Here is a 22439-nt window from a genome sequence, read left to right as displayed (position 1 = left end):
CGGCATCGACCGTGGTGCCATGGCTCCTGCCTGCAAACCATCTTGGCGAGCGCCCTGGAGGTGTGCAAGGATGCAAGCATCCCCTGCCCTGTCGGCAGGCAACCCGGCACGGCGCAGGCGCAAATCGCTTCGTGGAGCGCGCATTCCCGCCGCGGCGCCTGCCAACCGGGCCGGGCCTGCGTGGCCCGCCCTGCGCCGCCCGAGCAGTTGCCGCACAATCGGCAGCTGCCTTTCCACTGCCAAACCGATCCCGCCGCATGCAAGCCACCCGCATCATTGCCATCCGCCATGGAGAAACCGCCTGGAATGCCACCGCCCGCCTGCAGGGCCACCAGGACATTCCGCTCAACGAACTGGGCCTGTGGCAGGCCGCGCAGGCCGCGCGCGCGCTGGCCGACGAGCCGGTGGCGCAGATCTACAGCAGCGACCTGCAGCGCGCCTACCAGACCGCCGAGGCGGTGGCCGCCGTCACGGGTGCGCCGCTCACGGCCGAGCCCGGGCTGCGCGAGCGCAGCTTCGGCATCCACGAGGGCCGCACCTTTGCCGAGCTGGAAGCCGAGCTGCCTGACATCGCGCGCCGCTGGCGCCAGCGCGACCCCGACTTCACGCCCGAAGGCGGCGAATCGCTGGTCATGCTGCGCGAGCGCGTGCGCGCCACGGTCGATCGCTTGGCCGCGCGCCATGCCGGCGAGCTGATCGTGCTCACCGCCCACGGTGGCGTGCTCGACACGCTCTACCGCCTGGCCACGGGCCAGGAGCTGCAGGCGCCGCGCACCTTTGCGCTGGGCAATGCGGCCATCAACCGGCTGCTTTGGACTCCACAGGGGCTGGGTTTGGTGGGCTGGTCAGACACTTCCCATCTTGAAAATACAGCGCGTGACGAAATATGCTGAGAGAGCCGGCGGCGATTGCGCACCGCCGGCCCATTCTCCGAGGGAACCTTGATGCGACTTCTTCTAGCCCTGCTGCTGCCTTTTTCCGTGTTCTTCACCATTGGCCGGCCGTTTTCCGGGTTGCTGTGCCTGGTGCTGCAGATCACGCTGATCGGCTGGATTCCGGCGGCGATCTGGGCGGTGTATGCGCTGAGCCAGTACAACACAGACAAGAAGATCGAAAGAATGAACCAGCAGCGGCGCTGAGCAAATCCGTTCGTGGTGAGCCTGTCGAACCATGAATGGCCTGCACTAGAGAACAGGCCCGTCATCCTTCGACAAGCTCAGGACGACCGGATTGCCCGTCATCATTCGACGGGACCGATGAGCGGATCGTTGGTTTTTGACCAGGTTGAACTTTCTTGCACAATCGTGCTCACAGAACGTCCTCAACCAACAGCGAAACCATGCCTGACAAACCTGCCCCCGCGGCACCCGATGCGTTAATTCCGGCCTCCATCCACGCGAACGATGGAGGCCTGCATGATTGAGTTGTTCAGCGACCCCGCCGTCTGGGTCGGCCTCCTGACCCTGGTGCTTCTCGAGATCGTCCTGGGCATCGACAACCTCGTCTTCATCGCGATCCTCTCCGAAAAGCTCCCCCCGCACCAGCGCGACAAGGCCCGCATCATCGGCCTGAGCCTGGCGCTGTTCATGCGCCTGGGCCTGCTTTCGGTCATCTCCTGGATCGCCACGCTCACCACCCCCCTCATCGATCTGGGACCATTGGCGCTTTCGGGCCGGGATCTGATCCTGCTGCTGGGCGGCCTGTTCCTGATCTTCAAGGCCACCACCGAGCTGCACGAGCGCATGGAAGGGGTGACGCACTCCGCGAATTCCGGCAAGGGCTATTCCAGCTTCCTGGCGGTCGTCACGCAGATCGTGATCCTGGACGCGGTCTTCTCGCTCGATGCCGTGATCACTGCCGTGGGCATGGTCGACGAGCTGCCGGTCATGATGGCCGCCGTGGTCATCTCGATTGCCGTCATGCTGCTGGCTTCCAAGCCGCTGACGCGCTTCGTGAACGCGCACCCCACGGTGATCGTGCTGTGCCTGAGCTTCCTGCTGATGATCGGCTTCAGCCTGGTGGCCGAAGGCCTGGGCTTCGATGTGCCCAAGGGCTACCTGTATGCGGCCATCGGCTTCTCGATCCTGATCGAGTTCTTCAACCAGATCTCGTCGCGCAACGCCAAGGCGCAGGAATTGCGCATTCCGCTGCGCGAACGCGCGGCCAACAAGGTGCTGTCGCTGATGTCGGCGCAGCGCGGCGACGCGGCGCACCAGGCCGACCCCGCCGACCTGCCGGACGAGCCCCAGGCCTTCGTGCCCGAGGAGCGGCTGATGGTCACGGGCGTGCTGTCGCTGGCCGAGCGCAAGGTGCGCTCCATCATGACGCCGGTGTCCGACGTGGACTGGGTGGACCTCAACGGCGACGCCGAGGACATCCGCCTCTCGCTCAACGACAACCCGCACAGCTACCTGCCGGTCTGCAACGACAGCATCGACGAGCTGGTGGGCGTGGCGCGCGCCAAGGACATGCTGCGCGACCTGATGCAGTTCGGCTCGATCCAGCCAGGCACCATCAAGCGCCCGCGCTTCGTGCAGGAAAGCACCGGCGTCATCGCGCTGCTCAACGACCTGCGCACTTCCAAGGGCCGCATGGTCATCGTCAAGAACGAGTTCAATGTGATGTGCGGCGTGGTGACGCCGATCGACGTGCTGGAAGCGATTGCCGGCGAATTCCCCGACGAGGACGAGACCTTCACCATCCAGAAGTCCGCCGAGCGCGACAACCTGTGGATCGCCAGCGGCGCGGCCGACGTGCACCTGGTGCAGCAGCTGCTGGGCACGCAGCAGCTGATCAGCGCCGGCGACTTCTACGCCACGCTGGGCGGGCTACTGACCGACCGGCATGGCGCCGTGCCGCCCAGGGGCACGCAGATCGACATCGGCGACTGGCGCTTCACGGTGCTGGAAAACGAGGACGATGTGCTGCGCAAGGTCAGCATCGAAAGCATCGACACCGAGCACCATTGATCGCCCTGCCATGCCGCCCTTGCGCGGCATGGCGTTTCGTCATGAACAAGTTTCTGTTGCTGTGCGGCGCCCTGGCACTGGCCGCATTGACCGCCTGCTCCGACTTCCGCGAGCGGCTGACGGACGGCTATCCGACCAAGGATGTCGTCATCGACAAGGACACTGCCACGCCCAACCAGCTGGCCGATGCCCTCAACCAGATCGCGCGCCTGTCGCTGATCGGCGACGACTGGGAATTCGAGGACGAGCGCGACCACTGCAGCGTGACCGTCATCGAGGGCGACACGCGCAATGCACGCCGGCTGAGCCTGCAGGATGCGACGTTCGCCATCCAGCGCGACAGGGCCAGCGGCAAGTATTACGCGACCCTCAGCAACCGCGGCCGGGTGCATCTGGAGCACGACGGCACGGCGTTGCGGCTGTTCGAGACCGACTCCTATCATGGCCTGTCCATTGCCGAAGGCTACCTGATGGCGCTGGCGCAGAAATGTGCGGCCGGCTAGGTGCGGCCGGCTAGGCGCGGCCGGCTAGGCGCGGCCGGCTAGGTGCGGCCGGCTAGGCGCGGCCAGCATGCAGCCCCCCGCCTGACCTTCTAGGCTTCTGGCACCCAGCCGCCGGGCGCGCGCACCAGCATCGGCGCGTCGAGCGCGCCCAGCACGGGAATGGGCGTGCCGTCGGCCTGGCGCAGCCGTTCGCGCCAGCGCGTGCCCTGGCGCATGGCCACGGCGATCGCCTCCACCTGCGCGCCGCAGCGCCGAGAGCATGGTGGCGCCGGTGCTCACGGTGTCGTCCACCACCAGCACGCGCCGGCCGTCCAGCAGGCTGGCCTGGTGCGGATCAAGGTAAAGCCGCTTGTCCTGGCCGGGCGAGCTGATCGAGCGCACCGGCTCGGACAGCTCGTCGCGGTACCAGTACTTGCGTGAAAAGCCCAGCGGCACGAAGCGCGCATGGCCGAGACCGCGCGCCACGGCCGGCGCGAAGGACAGGCCCAGCGTCGGCAGCCCGACCACGGCATCGACGGGGAAGTCGCGCGCCTGCTCGACCATCGCCTGGGTCAGCGCCTGCACCACCTCGAGCGCGGCCTGGTTGGCGACCAGCGAGGTCATGCAGCGCGTGGCGTCGCCGGGCAGGCCGCGCAGCGGCAGCAGCAGGTAGCGGCCATCGCGCAGCCGCGCGGGATAGCTGCGCTGGTAGGGCGGACTGGTCGATTGCGCCAGTTCATTGGCCGAGAGAATGCGCTGCCAGTAGCCGGTGGTGGCGTCGAAATCGGGGGAAGCGGGCTGCAATAGATGATCCACCATGCTGGCCTTGCATGCCGGAAGCGCCGGCGGCGCGCAGATGATAGTCGGCAGGAGCGTCCCCTGCCCAGGCCGAGGGTTCCCCTGCATCGCCAGCATGGGTAGGGCGCGACACAATCGGTTGCATGCACCTTCCACGCTACGCGCTGTCCTGGTCATGCCCCGCCCTGGGCATCGTCCTTGCGCTGGCATTTGCCTGGCGGGTGCTGGCCGCCGATACCGGGCACCCGCCGCTGGCGGAGTTCGCCATGGCATGGGGCACGGTGCTGGCCAGCCTGCTGGCGGGCGTGGCCGCGCTGCGCAGCCGCCTGCCGCCCGCCCTGGCCTGCATGCTGCAGGCCGGCGCGCTGGCCACGGCCGGCGGCGCCATGGGGCTGCAGCCCTGGCACCTGGTGTTCAAGCCGCTGGCCATGGTCTGTGCGATGGCCGCCGTCGCCTGGCATATGCGCCGCCATGGGACGTGGCGCGAGGGCGGGCTGCTGCTGGCGGCGCTGGCCGCGTCGCTGGCCGGCGATGTCCTGCTGATGCTGGACGGGCTGTTCATTGCGGGCCTGCTGGCCTTTCTGCTGGCCCATCTTTGCTATCTCGCGCTGTTCCAGCAGGGCCAGCGCTGGTTCGCGCTGCGCGGCGCGCTGGCGCTGTTCCTGCTGCTGGCCGCGGCCATGTATGCGTTTCTTTGGCACGGCGGTCTGCCCGCGAACCTGCGCCTGCCGGTCGCAGCCTATGTGCTGGCCATTGCGCTGATGGCCGCGCAGGCCTGGGGCCGCTGGCACCAGGCGCGCCCCGCCGGGCGCCGCGCCGCGCTTCTGGTGGCGCTGGGCGCCGCCAGCTTCCTGCTCAGCGATGCGCTGCTTGCCACGGACCGCTTCGTGCAGCCCCTGGCCTGGGCGCCGCTCGCCGTGCTTTCGAGCTATTACCTGGCGCAGGCATCGATCGTGGCCGGCATGCTCTGCGCGCCGCGGCCTCAGGCGTCTTCTGCCGGCAGGGCCGGCGGCATCACGCCCAGGTGAAGGTAGGCCGCCTTGGTGGCGATGCGCCCGCGCGGCGTGCGCTGCAGATAGCCCTGCTGGATCAGATAGGGCTCGATCACGTCCTCGATGGTGCCCGATTCCTCGCCGATGCTGGCTGCGATGTTGTCCAGCCCCACCGGGCCGCCATCGAAGCGGTGGATCACGGCTTCCAGCAGCTTGCGGTCCATGATGTCGAAGCCCTGCGGGTCCACGTCGAGCATGGCGAGAGCGCGGTTGGCGATGTCCTGCGTGATGCGGCCGTCGCCCTTGACGTCGGCGTAGTCGCGCACGCGCCGCAGCAGCCGGTTGGCGATGCGCGGCGTGCCGCGCGAGCGGCGCGCGATTTCCCAGCCGCCTTCGGTGTCGATCGGCACGCCCAGCAGCCCGGCGCTGCGCTCGACGATGCGCGCCAGTTCCTCCGAGGTATAGAACTCGAGCCGCGCGACGATGCCGAAGCGGTCGCGCAGCGGGTTGGTGAGCATGCCCGCGCGCGTGGTGGCGCCGACCAGCGTGAAGGGCTGCAGGTCGAGCTTGATCGAGCGCGCGGCCGGGCCCTCGCCGATCATGATGTCGATCTGGTAGTCCTCGAGCGCGGGGTAGAGGATTTCCTCCACGACAGGCGACAGGCGGTGGATCTCGTCGATGAACAGCACGTCGTTGGCTTCGAGATTGGTCAGCAGCGCCGCCAGGTCCTTGGGCTTTTCCAGCACCGGCCCGCTGGTCTGGCGCAGGTTCACGCCGAGCTCGGCGGCGATGATGTGCGACAGCGTGGTCTTGCCCAGGCCCGGCGGGCCGAACAGCAGCACGTGGTCAAGCGCCTCGCCGCGCTTGCTGGCCGCGCCAATGAAGATCTCGAGCTGCTCGCGCGCCTTGGCCTGGCCCACGTATTCCTGCAGCAGCTTGGGGCGCAGCGCGCGCTCCATCGCCTCCTCGTGGTGCGACAGCGGCGCGGCGGAGATGGCCCGCTTCGGCGGCGCGGGCGCGAAATCGTCGGTGTGGATGGTCATGGTGCCTATTTAGCCAGGGCCTGCAGCGCGCGCTTGATGCCTTCGCTCACGCCCACATCGGGCGGCAGGGCTTTGAGCGCGGCCGCGGCTTCCTTGTCGCTGTAGCCCAGCGCCAGCAGCGCCTGCAGGATGTCGTTCTGGTGCTCGTTGGTGAACAGCGACTTCGAGCCCATGTCGGCGCCGATCTTGCCCTTGAGCTCGAGAAGCAGCCGCTCGGCGGTCTTCTTGCCGATGCCCGGCACCTTGATCAGCCGCCCGGCCTCCTGCAGCGTCACCGCCTGCGCCAAGTCCTCGACGCCGATGCCGCTGATGATCGCCAGCGCCGTGCGCGGGCCGACGCCGCTGATCTTGATCAGCTCCCTGAAGGTCTGGCGCTCGCTGGGCGTGCCGAAGCCGAACAGCAGCTGCGCATCCTCGCGCACAATGAAGTGCGTGAGCAGGCTGACCTGCGCGCCGGTCGCGGGCAGGTTGTAGAAAGTGCTCATCGGCACCTGGACTTCGTAGCCCACGCCGTGACAGTCCACCAGGACCGTGGGCGGGTTTTTATCCAGCAGCGTGCCGGTCAATTTGCCTATCATTGAAATCCTTTGCCGCCACGTTGGCAGCTCCAGATTGGAATTATCCGCGTGATCCTGCGCCACACCTTCACACCCCACCACAACACCCGGCTCAGCCACCTCTGCGGCCCCGCCGACGTGCATCTGCGCACCATTGAAACCGCGCTCAAGGTCTCGATCGCCCACCGCCACGAGCAGTTCAAGATCGACGGCCCCAAGGCCCGCGCCCAGGAGGCGCTGGAGATGCTGCAGGCGCTCTACGAGATGGCCGACGACCCGATTCCCGAAGCCCAGCTGCAGCTGATGCTGGCCGGCGACAGCGAGCTGCTGGAAGCCCCGGCGGGCGCGATCCAGCTGTCCACGCGCCGCGCCGACCTGCGCGCGCGCACCGCCACGCAGAACCTGTACCTCGAGAACATCGCCACCCACGACATCACGCTGGGCATCGGCCCGGCGGGCACCGGCAAGACCTACCTGGCCGTGGCCAGCGCGGTGGACGCGCTCGAGCGCAGCGCGGTGCAGCGCATCGTGCTGACGCGCCCGGCGGTGGAGGCCGGCGAGCGCCTGGGTTTCCTGCCCGGCGACCTGACGCAGAAGGTCGACCCCTACCTGCGCCCGCTCTATGACGCACTTTATGACCTGATGGGCTACGAGAAGGTGCAGAAGGCCTTCGAGCGCAACGTGCTGGAGATCGCGCCGCTGGCCTTCATGCGCGGGCGCACGCTGAACAACGCCTTCGTCATCCTGGACGAGGCGCAGAACACCACGCCCGAGCAGATGAAGATGTTCCTCACGCGCATCGGCTTCGGCGCCAAGGCCGTGGTGACCGGCGACGTCAGCCAGATCGACCTGCCCAAGGGTGCGCAGAGCGGCCTGATCGACGCCGAGCGCGTGCTCAAGCGCGTCAAGGGCATTGCCGTGACGCATTTCACCAGCGCCGACGTGGTGCGCCATCCGCTGGTGGCGCGCATCGTCGATGCCTACGAAGCGCGCGGCAGCCAGGCCGTGGCGCGCCGCGCGCGCGCCCGCGATGAATGACCGAGTCTGCCCTTGAAGTTCCCATGCCCCTGCAACAACTGCAACTGTCCCTGCAATTCGCCCGCTTCGACGCGGCCCCGGCCCACCGCGCCGTGCTGTCCCGCAGCAAGGTCACGCGCTGGATCCGCCACGCGCTGGCGGCCGACGCCGAAATCACCGTGCGCATCGTCGATGCCGAGGAAGGCCAGGCGCTGAACCTGCAATACCGCCAGAAGGACTACGCCACCAATGTGCTGACCTTCGACTACCAGCAGGAGCCCACGGTGATGGCCGATCTGGTGCTGTGCGCCCCCGTGGTCGAGCGCGAGGCGCGCGAGCAGCACAAGACGCTCGAGGAGCACTACGCGCATCTGCTGGTCCACGGCACGCTGCATGCGCAGGGGTGGGACCATGAGACCAGCGAAGAGGATGCCGAGGAGATGGAGGCTTATGAGAGCGAGATCATGGGGGAACTGGGGTTTGCGGATCCGTATGCAAAATAGGGTTCGCCAGGCCTTTAGGGCAGGCCCTTCATCCTTCGACAGGCTCAGGACGAGCGGTTAGGAAGGTGGCAGGCTCGAGCATCAAGTCCAGGCATGAACCCGAGAACCGTTCGCCCTGAGCCTGTCGAAGGGTGGACGGCCTGCACTCCAGTAAATAGCCAGCCTCAGCCTTTAGCCCCCACCCGCAACGGCACCGTCACCGGCCCGTCGTTCACCAGATGCACCTGCATATCCGCCCCGAACTGCCCGGTCTGCACCGTGGCATGCGCGGCGCGGGCCTGCTGCACCAGATAGTCATAGAGCCGCCGGCCTTCCTCGGGCGCGGCGGCCTGCTTGAAGCTCGGGCGGTTGCCGCTGGCGGTATCGGCGGCCAGAGTGAACTGGCTCACCAAGAGCAGCCCCCCGCCCACGTCCTGCAGGCTGCGATTCATCTTGCCCTCGTCGTCGCCGAAGACGCGCAGCTTGAGCAGCTTGGCCAGCAGCCGGTCGGCCTCGGCCTCGGTGTCGCCGCGCTCGGCGCAGACCAGCACCAGCAGGCCCTGCCCGATCCGACCGCAGACCTCGCCCGCGACCTCGACGCGCGCCTCGCGCACGCGCTGCAGCAGGCCGATCACAGCAGCCGGGCCTTCACGCTCTTGCCCTTGACGCGGCCCGCGTTCAGCTTTGCCACGGCCGCGCCCGCAATGCGCCGCTCGACGGCCACATAGGTCGAGAAGTCGTTGACGCTGATCTTGCCGATCTGCTCGCGCGTGTAGCCGAAGTCGGCGGTCATCGCGCCCATCACATCGCCGGCGCGGATCTTCTCGCGGCGCCCGCCGATGATCTGGATGGTCTGCATCGGCGGCACCAGCGGCTCGCGGCTCGCGGGCGTGAGCCCGTCCAGCGGGAACCAGCTCGACGCGCGGCCCTGCAGCTGCTCGATCTTGCCGACGTTGCCCATCTCGTCGAGACTCGCCAGGTTCAGCGCCAGGCCCTCGGCGTCGCCGCGGCCGGTGCGGCCGATGCGGTGGATGTGGACTTCCGGATCCGGCGTGACCTCGACATTGATCACGGCCGCCAGGTTCGAGATGTCGAGTCCGCGCGCCGCCACGTCGGTCGCCACCAGCACCGAGCAGCTGCGGTTGGCGAACTGCACCAGCACCTCGTCGCGCTCGCGCTGCTCGAGCTCGCCGAACAGCGCCAGCGCGCTGAAGCCCTGGGCCTGCAGCAGGTTCACCAGCTCGCGGCACTGCTGCTTGGTGTTGCAGAAGGCAATGCTCGATTCGGGACGGAAGTGCAGCAGCAGGTCGGCCACGGCCTGCAGGCGCTGGCCCTCGGCGACTTCGTACCAGCGCTGCGCGATCTTGCCCTCGCTGTGCTGGGCCTGCACGGTGATGCGCTGCGGCTGGCGCATGAAGCGCGCGCTCAGGTCGGCAATGCCCTCGGGGTAGGTGGCCGAGAACAGCAGGGTCTGGCGCTCCTTCGGGCACTGGCGCACCACGGTGTCGATGTCGGCGTGGAAGCCCATGTCGAGCATGCGGTCGGCTTCGTCGAGCACCAGCGTGTTCAGGCCCGTCAGGTCCAGCGCGCCGCGTTCCATCAGGTCCATGACCCGGCCCGGGGTGCCGACCACGATGTGCGCGCCGTTCTCCAGGCTGGCGATCTGCGCGCGCGCGGGCACGCCGCCATACACCGTGACGATCTTGATGTTGTCGTGCGCCCGGGCCAGCCGGCGCAGCTCGGTCGCCACCTGGTCGGCAAGCTCGCGCGTGGGGCACAGCACCAGCGACTGCACGCCGAACCAGCGCGGGTTGAGCCGCGTCAGCAGCGCCAGGCCGAAGGCCGCGGTCTTGCCGCTGCCGGTGCTGGCCTGGGCGATCAGGTCCTTGCCCAGCAGCGCGGGCGGCAGGCTGGCGGCCTGGATGGGCGTCATCTGCTGGTAACCCAGCTGCTGCAGATTGGCCAGCATGGCCGGGCCGAGGGCCAGGGTGTCGAAACCGGTGCCGGCGGAAGAGGAAGAGGCATTCATGGGCGCGATTATCCGGGCTCGGGCGCCGGCCGGCGCCGCGCAGGGCTGTAGAGTCGGGACTTGTACGCTGCGTCGATTCGTCCGGTTACGATATAAACAGCTTTTCCCTAGGAAGGTCATGCCCCCCAGCCCCAGCGCGTCCCGCCTCGACAGCAGCAGCGAAAGCGACAGCAATGTCCTGTTGCGACTCGTCATCGATGCCGCGGCGGGAATGATGGCGTACTTCGAGGCCGGCACCCGGTGCTGCCGCTTCGCCAACCAGGCCTTCGCGCGCCACTATGGCTTCGGTCCGGACGAGATCATCGGCAAGCGCCCCTGGGAGATCATGGGCCAGGAGGGCTGGGAAGCGATCGCGCCGCACATGGAGCTCTGCCTGCGCGGCGAGCCGGTGCGCTATGTGCGCCAAGCGCGTTCGCCGCAGGGCGAGCTGCGCGAGATCGAGGCCCGCGTCACGCCGCACCTCGAGCAGGGGGTGCTGCGCGGCGCCGTGGTGCAGGTGCTGGACCTGAGCCAGGGCCGCTCGGTGCAGCAGCAGCTCGACGAGAGCGAGGAGCGCATGCGGCTGTTCTCGGCCGCGACCCACGAGGCGATCCTGCTGCACCGCGATGGCGTGGTGCTCGATGCCAACGATGCGCTGCTGCGCCTCATCGGCTACGAGCTCGAAGAGCTGCGCGGCAAGCCCGCGCTGCAGCATCTGGACAAGGAATTCTGGCCCATGGCGCTAGACGCCATGCACAGCGGGCGCCGTGCCGCCTACAAGGCCACCGTGCGGCACAAGGATGGCCACAGCATCCCGGTGGAAATCGATGCCATGCTGATGCCCGGCAGCAAGGGCGCCCAGGATTTCCGCATGGTCGTGCTGCGCGACATCACCGCGCACCAACAGGCCCAGGCCGAGATGCGCTTCATGGCCGATCACGATGCGCTGACACGCCTGCCCAACCGCTGGCACCTGAGCGACCGGCTCGAGCAGCTGATCGCGAAGGCGCACGAGGAAAAGCGCGCGGTGGCGGTGCTGAGCATCGACCTGAAGCATTTCTCGGCCATCAACGATTCGCTGGGCCACCAGGCCGGCGACCAGGTGCTGTGCGAGGTCGCGCGGCGCCTGTGCAGCTGCGTGCATGCCAGCGACCTCGTGGCGCGCGCGGGCAGCGATGAATTCATCGTGGTGCTGGCCGGCAGCACGGGCCGCGCCGAAACCGAGCTGCTGACGCGCCAGATGGTGGCGCTGCTGGAGATGCCGTACCACGTGGCCGCGCAGCCGCTGGTCGTTGCGCCGGCCATCGGCATCGCGGTCTTTCCCGAGGATGGAGAGAGCGTCGAGGCGCTGCTGCGCAACGCCGGCGCCGCGCGCCATCTGGCCAAGGAAAGCAGCCACCAGCCCTTCCAGTTCTACACGCCGGCGCTGGAGAGCCGCGCCAGCCGCATGCTCAACCAGGAGCAGCTGCTGCGCCAGTCGATCGCGCTGGGTGGCTTCGAGCTGCATTACCAGCCGCAGGTGCGCACCGACAACGGCGCGCTGGCGGGGTTCGAGGCCCTGGTGCGCTGGCGCCATCCGCAGCGCGGCCTGGTCAGCCCCGAGGAGTTCGTGGCGCTGGCCGAGGCCCGCGGGCTGATCACCGCCATCGACCGCTGGGTGCTGCGCCAGGCCTGCCACGAGGCCTGCGCCTGGCTGGCGCAGGGCATGCCGCGCGTGCCGGTGTCGGTGAACATGTCGGCGCAGGAATTCCGCCACCCGGACCTGGCCATCGACGTGGCCGCGGTGCTGGCCGAGACCGGCCTGCCCGCGCAGCTGCTGCATATCGAGCTCACCGAGAGCACGCTGATGCATTCCGACGCGCAGGTGCAGCGCACGCTGCATGCGCTGCAGCAGCAGGGCGTGCAGCTGGCCATCGACGACTTCGGCACCGGCTACTCGTCGCTCGCCTACCTGCGCCGCCACCCGATCCATCAGCTCAAGATCGACCGTTCCTTCGTCACCGACCTCACCGATAACGAGGACGACGCGGCGATCGTCACTGCCATCGTGCAGATGGCCAGAAGCCTGCGCCTGGGCACCGTGGCCGAAGGCGTGGAAACGCCCGCGCAGCTGGCGCTGCTGCGCCAGCTCGGCTGCGAGATGGCGCAGGGCTATCTCATCGCGCCGCCTATGCCCGCTGAACAATTGTTGCAATGGCAGCAAGATTACTGTCACAAGCTGCAGTCACAATAGGCCATGGAACAGTTCAATGATGACCGTGCCATCGTCTGGCACTCCACTCCCGAGCAGGCGCTCGCCCACATCCAGCAGCTCTACCGCGAGCAGATCGGCCACCTGCGCGATGCCATGCAGCGCTTCGTGGCCGGCGAAACGCCCTCCTCGCCGGTGCATGCCTACTATCCCAAGGTGCGGGTGCACACGCACACCGTGGCGCGCGCCGACACGACGCTGGCCTATGGCTTCGTCGAGGGCCCGGGGCTCTACGAAGCCACGCTGACGCGGCCCGACCTGTTTGCCGACTACTACGCCGAGCAGCTGCGCCTGCTGCGCGCCAGTCACGAGGTGGATTTCGAGGTCAGCCTGAGCGACAAGCCGATTCCGATCCACTTCTCCTTTGCCGACAACGACCATATCGAGGGCACGCTCACGCCCGAGCGCCGCATGCTGATGCGCGACGTGTTCGACCTGCCCGACCTGGAGTCGATGGACGACGGCATCGCCAACGGCACCTGGCACCCGCAGCCCGGCGGCGCGCTGCCGCTGTCGCTGTTCACCGCGCCGCGCGTCGACTATTCGCTGCACCGCCTGCGCCACTACACCGGCACCGCGCCCGAGTGGTTCCAGGACTTCGTGCTGTTCACCAACTACCAGTTCTACATCGACGAATTCATCCGCCTGGGCCATGCCGAGATGGCCAACCCGGAAAGCGAATACTGCGCCTTCGTCGAGCCCGGCAACGTGGTCACGCGCCGCGCCGGCCTGCCGGCCGAGCCCATCGACGAGTTCGGCAGCCCGCCGCCGCGCCTGCCGCAGATGCCCGGCTACCACCTGGTGCGCGCCGACGGCACCGGCATCACGATGGTCAACATCGGTGTCGGCCCGGCCAACGCCAAGACCATTACCGACCACATCGCGGTGCTGCGCCCGCATGCCTGGATGATGCTCGGCCACTGCGCCGGCCTGCGCAATACCCAGCAGCTGGGCGACTACGTCCTGGCGCATGCCTATGTGCGCGAGGACCATGTGCTGGACGAGGAGCTGCCGCTATGGGTGCCGATTCCGGCGCTGGCGGAGATCCAGGTGGCGCTGCAGCAGGCGGTGGCCGACGTCACGCAGATGCCGGGCAGCGACCTCAAGCGCATCATGCGCACGGGCACCGTGGCCAGCACCGACAACCGCAACTGGGAGCTGCTGCCCAACAACATGCCGCAGCTGCGCTTCAGCCAGAGCCGCGCCGTGGCGCTGGACATGGAGAGCGCGACCATTGCGGCGAACGGTTTCCGCTTCCGCGTGCCCTATGGCACCTTGCTGTGCGTGAGCGACAAGCCGCTGCATGGGGAGATCAAGCTGCCGGGGATGGCGAATCACTTCTATCGCGAGCGGGTGGATCAGCATTTGCGGATCGGGATGCGGGCGATCGAGATCCTGCGTGCTGGAGGGATCGAGCGACTTCACAGTCGGAAGCTGCGGAGTTTTGCGGAGGTGGCGTTTCAGTAAATACGGTTGGTTTAGCAGCGACGATATTTACTGCATGCTCTTGCCGGGGGCAGAGGCCGGGTCTCGGCCCGGCAGCCGACTTCATTTTCTTGCTCGCACAAGAAAACGAAGCAAAAGAATGCGGCCTAACTACCTGCGTCCCTCCGCTGCGCTCCGGGCAACCTGCCGTGCTCGGTCCCGGGCTGCACCGCGGAACTCGCTGCGCGGCTGCGCCGCTCCGCTCGGACAACCGCGGTGAGTCAGTTGACGAAGCCTCCGTGTCCTTCGGCACTCCGGCCCAGCCCGGGCCCTGCGCGCGGCAGGCGCAGGCAGATGGGCGGGGACCGGGGCCCGGGAACCGGGAACCGGATAGCTCTTTAGAGTTTTAGGACGCGCTCCTTGCCAAGGCTCGCCCCAACACCGTTCGTGGTGAGCCTGCCTGGCCGGCCGCGTCGAACCATGGACGGCCTGCCTAAAAACTAGAGGGCAGGCCGTCCATCCTTCGACAGGATGCCCTGCGCCAAGCTCAGGACGAACGGTTTTTAAAACCGAGAGGGCACATTAGAGACAATGGCACATCTTTCACCCCTCAAAGAAGCTATCCCGCTCCCGGCCCCCGCCCTTCTGGCTGCGCCTGCCGCGCGCAGGGCCGGGGCTGGCAGGTGTGCCGAAGGACACACCTGCTTCGTAAACTGATTCACCGCAGTTGTTCGAGCGGAGCGGCGTAGCCGCGTAGCGAGTTCTGCGGTGCAGCCCCGGACCGAGCACGGCAGGTTGCCCGGAGCGAAGCGCAGGGTCGCAGACAGCAGGGCCGCATTCTTTTGCTTCGTTTTCTTGTGCGAGCAAGAAAAGTGAGTCGGCTGCCGGGCCGAAACCCGGCTCCTGCCCTCGGCAAGGGCATGCAGTCAATACCGTCGCTAAAGAGTAGCTCAAGCCAACCGCGGCTTGACCTTGCTTGCCGCAAGCCGGGCGCGATCACGTGCCAAAGCGATGTCGTCGTGGCGCGCCAGTGCTACGCCCATGCGGCGCTTGGCGAAGCTCTCGGGCTTACCGAAGAGGCGCAGGTCCGTGCCGGGAACGGCCAGCGCTTCTTCCACGCCATCGAACACCATGTCCGTGCCCTCGGCGCCGCCATAGATCACGGCACTGGCGCCGGGGTTGCGCAGCGAGGTGTCCACGGGCAGGCCGAGGATGGCGCGCGCATGCAGTTCGAACTCGCTCTGCCATTGCGTGGCCAGCGTCACCAGGCCGGTGTCGTGCGGGCGCGGGCTGACCTCGCTGAACCAGACCTCGTCGCCGCGCACGAACAGCTCCACGCCATACAGGCCCAGGCCCGCGGGTTCGCCATTGCGGTCCATGCCGAGGTCGTGCGTCACGGCCAGCGCGATGGCCTGCGCGCGCTCGAGCGCCGCGGGCGACATCGGCTGGGGCTGCCAGCTCTCGATGTAGTCGCCGTTCTTCTGCAGATGGCCCACGGGCGCACAGAAATGCGTCTCCACCCGGCCGTCGGCGCCGCGCGCGCGCACCGTCAGCAGTGTGATCTCGTATTCGAAGTCGATGAAGCCTTCGACGATGACGCGGCCGTGGTTGACTCGGCCGCCGGCCATCGCTGCGTCCCAGGCCGCGGCCACGTCCTGCGGGCCGTCGATCTTGCTCTGGCCCTTGCCGGAACTGCTCATCACCGGCTTGACGACGCAGGGGTAGCCGATGGCGGCCCGGCCGTCGGCGCCATCGATGGCCGCCTGCAGCTGCGCCAGCGAGTCGCAGAAGCGATAGGGGCTGGTGGGCACGCCCAGGGTTTCGGCGGCGAGCCGGCGGATGCCTTCGCGGTCCATGGTCAGGCGCGCGGCGCGCGCCGTGGGCACCACGCGCACCACGCCCGCGGCTTCGAGCTCTTCGAGCATCGGCGTGGCAATGGCCTCGATCTCGGGCACCACCCAGGCGGGCTGTTCCTGCTCGATCAAGGCTTTCAGCTGCGCTGGATCGCTCATGGCAATGGTGTGCGCGCGGTGCGCGACCTGGTGGCCCGGTGCGTTCTCGTAACGGTCGACGGCAATGGTCTCGACACCCAGGCGCTGGAGGGCGATCAGCACCTCCTTGCCGAGTTCGCCGCTGCCCAGCAGCATGACTTTGGTGGCGTGGGGGGAGAGCGGCGTTCCTAGAGTCGTCATGGCAATCGATCCGATAGAGGCGAAGAAAATGCGGGGCCCTCCTAGCGGGAGCCCGTGGCTGGCGTGATTCTCGGGCATTTGCGCGGCCGCCAGGGGTTTACCTGGGCAGCCTCCGGGGCAATCGCCGGCCGCGCGCATCTGGGCCGTGACTTCGATTGCCGCTACCATCACGCCGGTTCAATTCAATTTGTGGAGACTTTTCAAATGGCGATTCAAACTGTCGGGATCATCGGCGCGGGCACCATGGGCAACGGCATCGCGCAGGCCTGCGCGGTGGCGGGCATCGATGTGGTGCTGGTGGATATCTCGGACGCGGCGGTGCAGAAGGGCCTGGCCACGGTGTCGGGCAGCCTCGACCGCCTGATCAAGAAGGAAAAGATCAGCGAGGCCGACAAGGCGGCGGCGCTCGCGCGCATCAAGACCTCGACGCAATACGAAGACCTGAAGGCCGCGCAGCTGGTGATCGAGGCCGCGACCGAGAACCACGCGCTGAAGATCAAGATCCTGCAGCAGATCGACGCGCTGCTCGCGCCCGAGGCGATCCTGGCCTCGAACACCTCGTCGATCTCGATCACGCAGCTGGCGGCCATCACCGGCCGTCCCGACCGTTTCATCGGCATGCACTTCTTCAACCCGGTGCCGATGATGGCGCTGGTGGAGATCATCCGCGGCCTGCAGACCAGCGACGAGACGCACGACACCGTCAAGGCCCTGGCGGTGGCGCTGGGCAAGAGCCCGATCACCGTCAAGAACGCGCCCGGCTTCGTCGTCAACCGCATCCTGGTGCCGATGATCAACGAGGCCTTCTTCGTGCTCTCCGAAGGCCTGGCGACGGCGGAAGACATCGATGACGGCATGAAGCTCGGCTGCAACCAGCCCATCGGCCCGCTGGCGCTGGCCGACATGATCGGCCTGGACGTGTGCCTGGCGGTGATGGAGGTGTATCTCGAGCAGTTCGGCGACAGCAAGTACCGCCCGAGCCAGCTGCTCAAGGAAATGGTGGCCGCCGGCCGCCTGGGCCGCAAGACCGGCCGCGGCGTCTACCAGTACTGAAGCTGCGGGGCGGCCCGCCAGCGGCCGCCCGTTCGCTCATTCCAGCGTGATGTTGGCGTCCTTGATCAGGCGCGCCCACTTGCGTTGCTCGGCAGCGATGTACTGCTGCGCCTTGGCCGGCGAGCCGCCCATGGCCGTGCTGCCTTCGGTGGCCAGCAGGGCGATGGTCTCGGGCTTGGACAGCACCTTCTCGTTGGCCGCATTGAGCGCCTGCACGACGGCGGCGGGCGTGGCGGCCGGAGCGACGATCACCTTCCAGTCCACCGCCTCGAAGCCGGCGTAGCCGGACTCGGCCACCGTGGGCACGTCCTGCAGCACCGCAAGGCGCTGCGCCGAAGTCACGGCCAGCGCGCGCAGGCGCTTGCCCTTGATCATCTCCAGCACCGATTGCGGCGTGGCGAACATGAAGTCCGTGCTGCCGCCCAGCAGATCGTTCACGGCCGGGCCCGCGCCCTTGTAGGGCACGTTCAGCACCTGGAACTGCGCGCGGTGCGCGAGCATCTCGCCGGCCAGGTGGCCCACGGTGCCGTTGCCGGCCAGCGCCTGCTTGAAGTCGCCGGGCTTGGCCTTTGCCGCCTTGATCGCATCGCCCAGGGTCTTCCAGGGCGAATCGGCGCGCACCACCAGCACCACCGGCTGCGAAGCCACCAGCGCCACCGGCACCAGGTCCTTTTCGGCATCGAAGGGCATGCGCGGCATCAGCGCCGGATTGATCGCCAGGTTCGCGGTCTGGCCCAGGCCGACCATCAGGCCATCGGGCTTGGACTTGGCAACGATGTCCATGCCGATATTGCCGGCCGCGCCCGGGCGGTTTTCCACGATCATGCTCCAGCGGGTTTCGGCCGAGATGCGCGCGGCAATGAAGCGGGCCACGGTATCGGTGCCGCCGCCGGGGGTGTAGGGCACGACCAGCTTGATAGGGCGGCCGTCGGGATAGGCGGGGGCCTGTGCCCAGGCGGGCAGCGTGGCGCCCAGCTGGGTGCAGCCCAGCAATGCAGCGGCAACGAGTTGGCGGCGATTCATCATTTTTGTCTCCTGGAGGGGTCTGTGTTCAAGGTTGCAGCGCGGCGATTTCCGCGTCGCTGTAGCCGGCTGCGCGCAGCAGTTCGGCGGTGTGCTCGCCCGGCTGGGGCGGCTGCAGGCGCACGCCCGGGCGCTCGCCATCGAGCGTGAAGGGCAGCAGCGGCACCAGGGTCTCGCGGCCGTCGGCCAGCGCAATCGGTGCCAGGCCGCCGGTGGCCAGCAGATGCGGGTCTTCCAGCAGCTGTTCTGGTTTGGTGATCGGTGCAAAGGGCAGGCCTTCGGCCTCGAAGATCGCGGCCAGTTCGGCGGCCGAGTGTTCGGCCAGCAGCGCGCGCAGCTCGGGCATGAGCCAGTCGCGCGCCTCGACGCGGCCGTTGTTGGTCGCCAGGCGCGGATCGTCCTGCAGCCGCTGCAGGCCCAGCGCGCGGCAGAAGATGTCCCACTGCTTGTCGCTGACCACAGCCAGGAAGATCTGCTCGCCACCCTGCACCGTGAACACGTCGTAGATCGCCCAGGCAGAGACGCGCGCCGGCATGGGCGCGACGCTGCGTCCGGTGATCGCCGCCTGCAGCATGTGCTGGCCGACCAGGAAGACGTTGTTCTCGAACAGCGCCGACTGCACCTGCTTGCCCTTGCCGGTCTTTTCGCGTTCCGCCAGCGCAGCCATCGCGCCGATGGCGCCGAACATGCCGCCCATGATGTCGTTGACGCTGGTGCCGGCGCGCAGCGGATCGCCGGGGCGGCCGGTCATGTAGGCCAGCCCGCCCATCATCTGCACCACCTCGTCGAGCGCCGTGCGGTGCTCGTAGGGGCCGGGCAGGAAGCCCTTGTGGCTCACGTAGATCAGCCGCGGGTTGCGCTGCTGCAGCGCCGCGTAGCCCAGGCCCAGCTTGTCCATGACGCCGGACTTGAAGTTCTCGCTGACGATGTCGGCGGTGTCGATCAGGCGGCGCGCGGCTTCCTGGCCCTCGGGGGTCTTGAGGTCCAGCACCACGCTTTTCTTGTTGCGGTTGAACATCGGAAAGAAGCCCGCGCCCGAGCCGCGCAGGTTGCGCGTGGTGTCGCCGCCCGGCGGCTCGATCTTGATGACCTCGGCACCCAGGTCGGCCAGCAGCATGCCGCAGGTGGGACCCATGACCATGTGGGTGAATTCGATGACCCGGATGCCGGCATAGGGCAAGGCCGGCGGGGTGTGGGATGTGTCCATGGGGATTCCGTATCGGTGGAGAGGCGCGCCGCGCGGGCGCGCAGCAGCAGTTCAGCGCGTCTGGGCGAAGCCCTTGGGCAGTCCGGCTTCGGGCGTCATGCCATACACCGGCTCGCCAGGCAGGCCGGCCACGAGCGGCGCGCGCGCGGCAAACAGGCGCTCGAGATCGAGGCCGGTGCGCACGCCCATCGCCTCGAACATGAACACCAGGTCCTCGGTCACGACGTTGCCCGAGGCGCCGGGCGCATAGGGGCAGCCGCCCAGGCCGCCGAGCGAGCTGTCGAAGGTGCGCACGCCTTCGTCCCAGGCGGCCAGGCAGTTGGCCAGGCCCAGGCCGCGCGTGTTGTGCATGTGGGCTGCGCCCGCATGCGCGCCGATCTCCGCGCGCAGGCGCCGGAACAGGCGGCGCACCTGCGCCGGGTTGGCATAGCCCACGGTATCGGACAGGCCCGACTCGTCGGCGCCGGCTTCGATGCACAGGGCGGCCAGGCGGATCACGTCGTCCTCCGCCACCTCGCCCTGCAGCGTGCAGCCGAAGGCGGTGGAGATGCCGGCCTCGAGCTTGACGCCCGGCGCCAGTTCGTCGCGCAGCCGGGCGATGGCGCGCACCTCCTCGACCATTTCCTGCGGCGTCTTGCGCACGTTGGCCAGCGAATGCGCGGTGCTGGCCGAGACCGGCATGGTCAGCTTGTGCACGCCGGCCTGAAGCGCGTTCTCGGCGCCGCGCCGGTTGGGCACCAGCGCCATGACGGTGATGCCGGAGTGGCGCAGCGCATGGCGCACCACTTCGGCGGCATCGGCCATCTGCGGCAGCAGGGACGGGGGAACGAAGGAGGCGACTTCGATCTCGCGCACGCCGGCCGCCACCAGCGCGTCGATCCAGCGGCATTTGTCGGCGGTGGGCATGGTGGCTTTGACCGACTGCAGGCCGTCGCGCGGGCCGACCTCGCTGATCAGCACATCGGAGGAAGGAAAGTTGTCTGAAGTCATGGCAAGCACCAGCCGTTTCGCAAGATAGAACGATATTCTCTAAAATAGAATCTTTGCGCGAGCCGGCCCAGGCTGTCAAGCCGGTGAGACAATCCCCCCATGCCCCGCAAAGCCGCTACCGAATCCGTTGCCGACGCCGACTCCGCCCAGGGCGGCGTGGCGGCCGTGGACCGTGCGCTGAGCCTGCTTGCCGCGTTCCAGCCCGGCGATTCGGCGCTGGGCCTGGCGGAACTCGCCGAGCGCACACGCCTGTACAAGAGCACGGTGCTGCGCCTGCTGGCCTCGCTCGAGCATGCGCAGTGGGTGCAGCGCCTCGACGACGGGCGCTATGCGATCGGCCCGCAGGCCGCGCGCCTGCATGCGGTCTACCAGGCCTCGTTCTCACTGGACCGGGTGGTGCTGCCGGTGCTGCGCGCGCTGGTGGTGGAGACCGGCGAGAGCGCGGCCTACCATGTGCGCCGCGGCGACACACGCGTGTGCCTGTTCCGCGTCGACTCCCCGCACCCGGTGCGCGACCACATCCGCGCCGGCGACCTGCTGCCCATGGACCGTGGCACCGGCGGGCGCGTGCTCACGGCCTTCGATCCGGTGCTGGGCAAGGCGCCCGGGCCCGACCGCAATCTCTACGCGCGCATCCGCGCCGACGGCTTCTACACCGCAGTCGGCGACCGGCTGGCCGAGGTGGCGGGCGTGTCGGCTCCCGTGCTGCGCGCCGACGGCAGCGTGGCCGCGGCCGTCACGCTGACCTGCCCGGTGCACCGCTACCAGGCGCGCTTCGTGCCCGCCGTGCTGCAGGCGGCGCGCAGCCTGTGCGGCCAGGTAGGCGACGACTGACGGAGGGTGCTCCGCCGGGGGGACAATCGGGCGGAAGATCGGAGGGACAATAGCGGGCTATGACCCTGCCCTCTTCCCTTGGCGCTTCCAGCGTCCACCCCTATGAACAGCTCACGCCGGATGTGGTGCTGGATGCGCTGGCCTGCGTCGGCCTTTACGGGGACGGGCGCCTGACGGCGCTGGGCTCCTATGAGAACCGCGTGTACCAGGCCCATCTCGAAGACGGCGAACGCGTGGTCGCCAAGTTCTACCGCCCGGGCCGCTGGAGCCGCGCGCAGCTCGAGGAGGAGCATGGCTTCGCCGCCGAGCTGGCGGCCGCCGAGATTCCGGCCGTGGCGCCGCTGGTGCTGCAGGGCGCGACCCTGCACGAGCACGCGGGTTTCACCTTCTCGGTCAGCCCGTGGCGTGGCGGGCGCCAGCCCGAGCTCGATGACTTCGAGGTGCTGGAATGGATCGGCCGCTATCTCGCGCGCATCCACACCGTGGGCGCGGCCCGGCCCTTCGTCACGCGCCCGCCGCTGGATCTGCAGTGCTTCGGCCACGACTGCTTCGACTGGCTGCTGGCAGGGCAGATCATTCCGCTGGAAGCCCAGAGCGCCTGGCGCACTGCCTGCGAACAGGCGCTGGCATTGATCGGCGGCCGCGCCAGTTCAAAGGGCGAACCGGCCCTGTTCGGCCTGGAAGATGCCGACTCCATCCGCCTGCATGGCGACTGCCACCCGGGCAATATCCTCTGGACCCCTGTCGACGAAGACAGGGGCACGGGCGGCCCGCATTTCGTCGATCTCGACGACGCGCGCATGGGCCCGGCGGTGCAGGACCTGTGGATGCTGCTGTCCGGCGACCGGCGCCAGCGCACGCAGCAGCTGGGCGCGCTGCTCGACGGCTACGAACAGTTCCGCCCCTTCGACCGGCGCGAGCTGGTGCTGATCGAGCCGCTGCGCACGCTGCGGCTGATCCACTACAGCGCCTGGCTCGCGCGCCGCTGGGAAGATCCGATCTTCGCCATCAACTTCCCCTGGTTCGGCAGCCCCGACTACTGGCGCGGCCAGACCGACATGCTGCACGAGCAGATCGAGGCCATGCAGGAAGCGCCGCTGTCGGCCTGAGGCCGGC

21 protein-coding genes are annotated in these 22439 nt (G+C 68.3%); 12 read left to right on the top strand and 9 right to left on the bottom strand.

The genetic code is table 11. The features are described 5' to 3' along the window. The first annotated feature begins 257 nt into the window (after positions 1-257). The 4 genes from M9799_RS10100 to M9799_RS10085 all read left to right on the top strand — a co-directional run bounded on the left by M9799_RS10100 (position 258) and on the right by M9799_RS10085 (position 3472). Positions 258-893: a histidine phosphatase family protein gene (locus tag M9799_RS10100; RefSeq protein ID WP_231041552.1), complete on the top strand. Its 636-nt coding sequence runs from the start codon at positions 258-260 to the stop codon at positions 891-893. 51 nt (positions 894-944) lie between these two features. Continuing rightward, positions 945-1139, top strand: a complete 195-nt coding sequence (locus tag M9799_RS10095; RefSeq protein ID WP_231041551.1) for a YqaE/Pmp3 family membrane protein — start codon at positions 945-947, stop codon at positions 1137-1139. Positions 1140-1418: 279 nt separating this feature from the next. Next, positions 1419-2969, top strand: coding sequence for a TerC family protein (locus M9799_RS10090; protein WP_231042153.1), 1551 nt, complete (start codon positions 1419-1421; stop codon positions 2967-2969). A gap of 41 nt (positions 2970-3010) precedes the next feature. Then, complete coding sequence (locus tag M9799_RS10085; RefSeq protein WP_231041550.1) at positions 3011-3472, top strand: hypothetical protein; 462 nt, start codon at positions 3011-3013, stop codon at positions 3470-3472. A 24-nt stretch (positions 3473-3496) separates the two neighbouring features. Here the strand turns inward: M9799_RS10085 and M9799_RS10080 are convergent, their stop codons facing one another. Then, a complete protein-coding gene (locus tag M9799_RS10080; protein WP_231041549.1) occupies positions 3497-4255 on the bottom strand; it encodes a phosphoribosyltransferase in 759 nt (252 codons plus the stop codon). 137 nt (positions 4256-4392) lie between these two features. On the opposite strand from M9799_RS10080, the gene M9799_RS10075 reads away from it, so the two are divergent. After that, a complete protein-coding gene (locus M9799_RS10075; RefSeq protein ID WP_231041548.1) occupies positions 4393-5277 on the top strand; it encodes a lysoplasmalogenase in 885 nt (294 codons plus the stop codon). Here M9799_RS10075 and ruvB read toward each other — a convergent pair. Together ruvB and ruvA are read right to left on the bottom strand one after the other, a co-directional pair. Further along, on the bottom strand, positions 5232-6284 hold the full coding sequence (gene ruvB / locus M9799_RS10070; RefSeq protein ID WP_231041547.1) for a Holliday junction branch migration DNA helicase RuvB: 1053 nt from the start codon (positions 6282-6284) through the stop codon (positions 5232-5234). The genes M9799_RS10075 and ruvB overlap by 46 nt on opposite strands. Before the next feature lie 5 nt (positions 6285-6289). Then, entirely contained in the window at positions 6290-6862 is a 573-nt protein-coding gene (gene ruvA, locus M9799_RS10065) for a Holliday junction branch migration protein RuvA (RefSeq protein ID WP_231041546.1), read from the bottom strand. 48 nt (positions 6863-6910) lie between these two features. Between ruvA and M9799_RS10060 the strand changes: the two genes are divergently transcribed. Further along, on the top strand, positions 6911-7879 hold the full coding sequence (locus M9799_RS10060; RefSeq protein WP_231041545.1) for a PhoH family protein: 969 nt from the start codon (positions 6911-6913) through the stop codon (positions 7877-7879). 23 nt (positions 7880-7902) lie between these two features. Beyond that, positions 7903-8361, top strand: a complete 459-nt coding sequence (gene ybeY, locus M9799_RS10055) for an rRNA maturation RNase YbeY (RefSeq protein WP_231041544.1) — start codon at positions 7903-7905, stop codon at positions 8359-8361. 164 nt (positions 8362-8525) lie between these two features. Here the strand turns inward: ybeY and dtd are convergent, their stop codons facing one another. Both dtd and dbpA read right to left on the bottom strand, forming a co-directional pair. Continuing rightward, the gene (gene dtd, locus M9799_RS10050) at positions 8526-8975 is read right to left on the bottom strand and encodes a D-aminoacyl-tRNA deacylase (protein WP_231041543.1); all 450 of its coding nucleotides are present in this window, start codon (positions 8973-8975) and stop codon (positions 8526-8528) included. After that, the gene (gene dbpA / locus M9799_RS10045; protein ID WP_231041542.1) at positions 8972-10369 is read right to left on the bottom strand and encodes an ATP-dependent RNA helicase DbpA; all 1398 of its coding nucleotides are present in this window, start codon (positions 10367-10369) and stop codon (positions 8972-8974) included. The genes dtd and dbpA overlap by 4 nt, the downstream gene beginning before the upstream one ends. A gap of 118 nt (positions 10370-10487) precedes the next feature. Between dbpA and M9799_RS10040 the strand changes: the two genes are divergently transcribed. Both M9799_RS10040 and M9799_RS10035 read left to right on the top strand, forming a co-directional pair. After that, on the top strand, positions 10488-12581 hold the full coding sequence (locus M9799_RS10040; protein WP_231041541.1) for a putative bifunctional diguanylate cyclase/phosphodiesterase: 2094 nt from the start codon (positions 10488-10490) through the stop codon (positions 12579-12581). A 3-nt stretch (positions 12582-12584) separates the two neighbouring features. Continuing rightward, on the top strand, positions 12585-14066 hold the full coding sequence (locus tag M9799_RS10035; RefSeq protein ID WP_231041540.1) for an AMP nucleosidase: 1482 nt from the start codon (positions 12585-12587) through the stop codon (positions 14064-14066). Between the two features lie 908 nt (positions 14067-14974). On the opposite strand, the gene purT is transcribed toward M9799_RS10035, so the two are convergent. After that, on the bottom strand, positions 14975-16216 hold the full coding sequence (gene purT / locus M9799_RS10030) for a formate-dependent phosphoribosylglycinamide formyltransferase (RefSeq protein ID WP_231041539.1): 1242 nt from the start codon (positions 16214-16216) through the stop codon (positions 14975-14977). Between the two features lie 204 nt (positions 16217-16420). Between purT and M9799_RS10025 the strand changes: the two genes are divergently transcribed. Beyond that, positions 16421-17269, top strand: coding sequence for a 3-hydroxybutyryl-CoA dehydrogenase (locus M9799_RS10025; protein WP_231041538.1), 849 nt, complete (start codon positions 16421-16423; stop codon positions 17267-17269). Between the two features lie 36 nt (positions 17270-17305). On the opposite strand, the gene M9799_RS10020 is transcribed toward M9799_RS10025, so the two are convergent. From M9799_RS10020 to M9799_RS10010, 3 genes are read right to left on the bottom strand one after another with little or no spacing between them, the layout of a single operon-like run. Continuing rightward, positions 17306-18295 (bottom strand): Bug family tripartite tricarboxylate transporter substrate binding protein, encoded by a 990-nt coding sequence (locus M9799_RS10020; RefSeq protein WP_231041537.1) that lies wholly within the window; start codon positions 18293-18295, stop codon positions 17306-17308. A gap of 25 nt (positions 18296-18320) precedes the next feature. Next, the gene (locus M9799_RS10015; protein ID WP_231041536.1) at positions 18321-19499 is read right to left on the bottom strand and encodes a CaiB/BaiF CoA transferase family protein; all 1179 of its coding nucleotides are present in this window, start codon (positions 19497-19499) and stop codon (positions 18321-18323) included. 51 nt (positions 19500-19550) lie between these two features. After that, a complete protein-coding gene (locus M9799_RS10010) occupies positions 19551-20489 on the bottom strand; it encodes a hydroxymethylglutaryl-CoA lyase (RefSeq protein WP_231041535.1) in 939 nt (312 codons plus the stop codon). A gap of 99 nt (positions 20490-20588) precedes the next feature. Between M9799_RS10010 and M9799_RS10005 the strand changes: the two genes are divergently transcribed. Continuing rightward, positions 20589-21323 carry an IclR family transcriptional regulator gene (locus tag M9799_RS10005; protein ID WP_231041534.1) on the top strand — a complete coding sequence of 245 codons (735 nt, stop codon included), beginning with the start codon at positions 20589-20591 and terminating at the stop codon, positions 21321-21323. Positions 21324-21382: 59 nt separating this feature from the next. Next, positions 21383-22432, top strand: coding sequence for a serine/threonine protein kinase (locus M9799_RS10000; RefSeq protein ID WP_231041533.1), 1050 nt, complete (start codon positions 21383-21385; stop codon positions 22430-22432). Positions 22433-22439 lie beyond the last annotated feature (7 nt).

Source organism: Comamonas endophytica, assembly GCF_023634805.2.
Taxonomy (GTDB): domain Bacteria; phylum Pseudomonadota; class Gammaproteobacteria; order Burkholderiales; family Burkholderiaceae_C; genus Comamonas; species Comamonas endophytica.
Note: the sequence above shows the minus strand (reverse complement) of the source record. Positions and strands in the feature narration are given on the sequence as shown.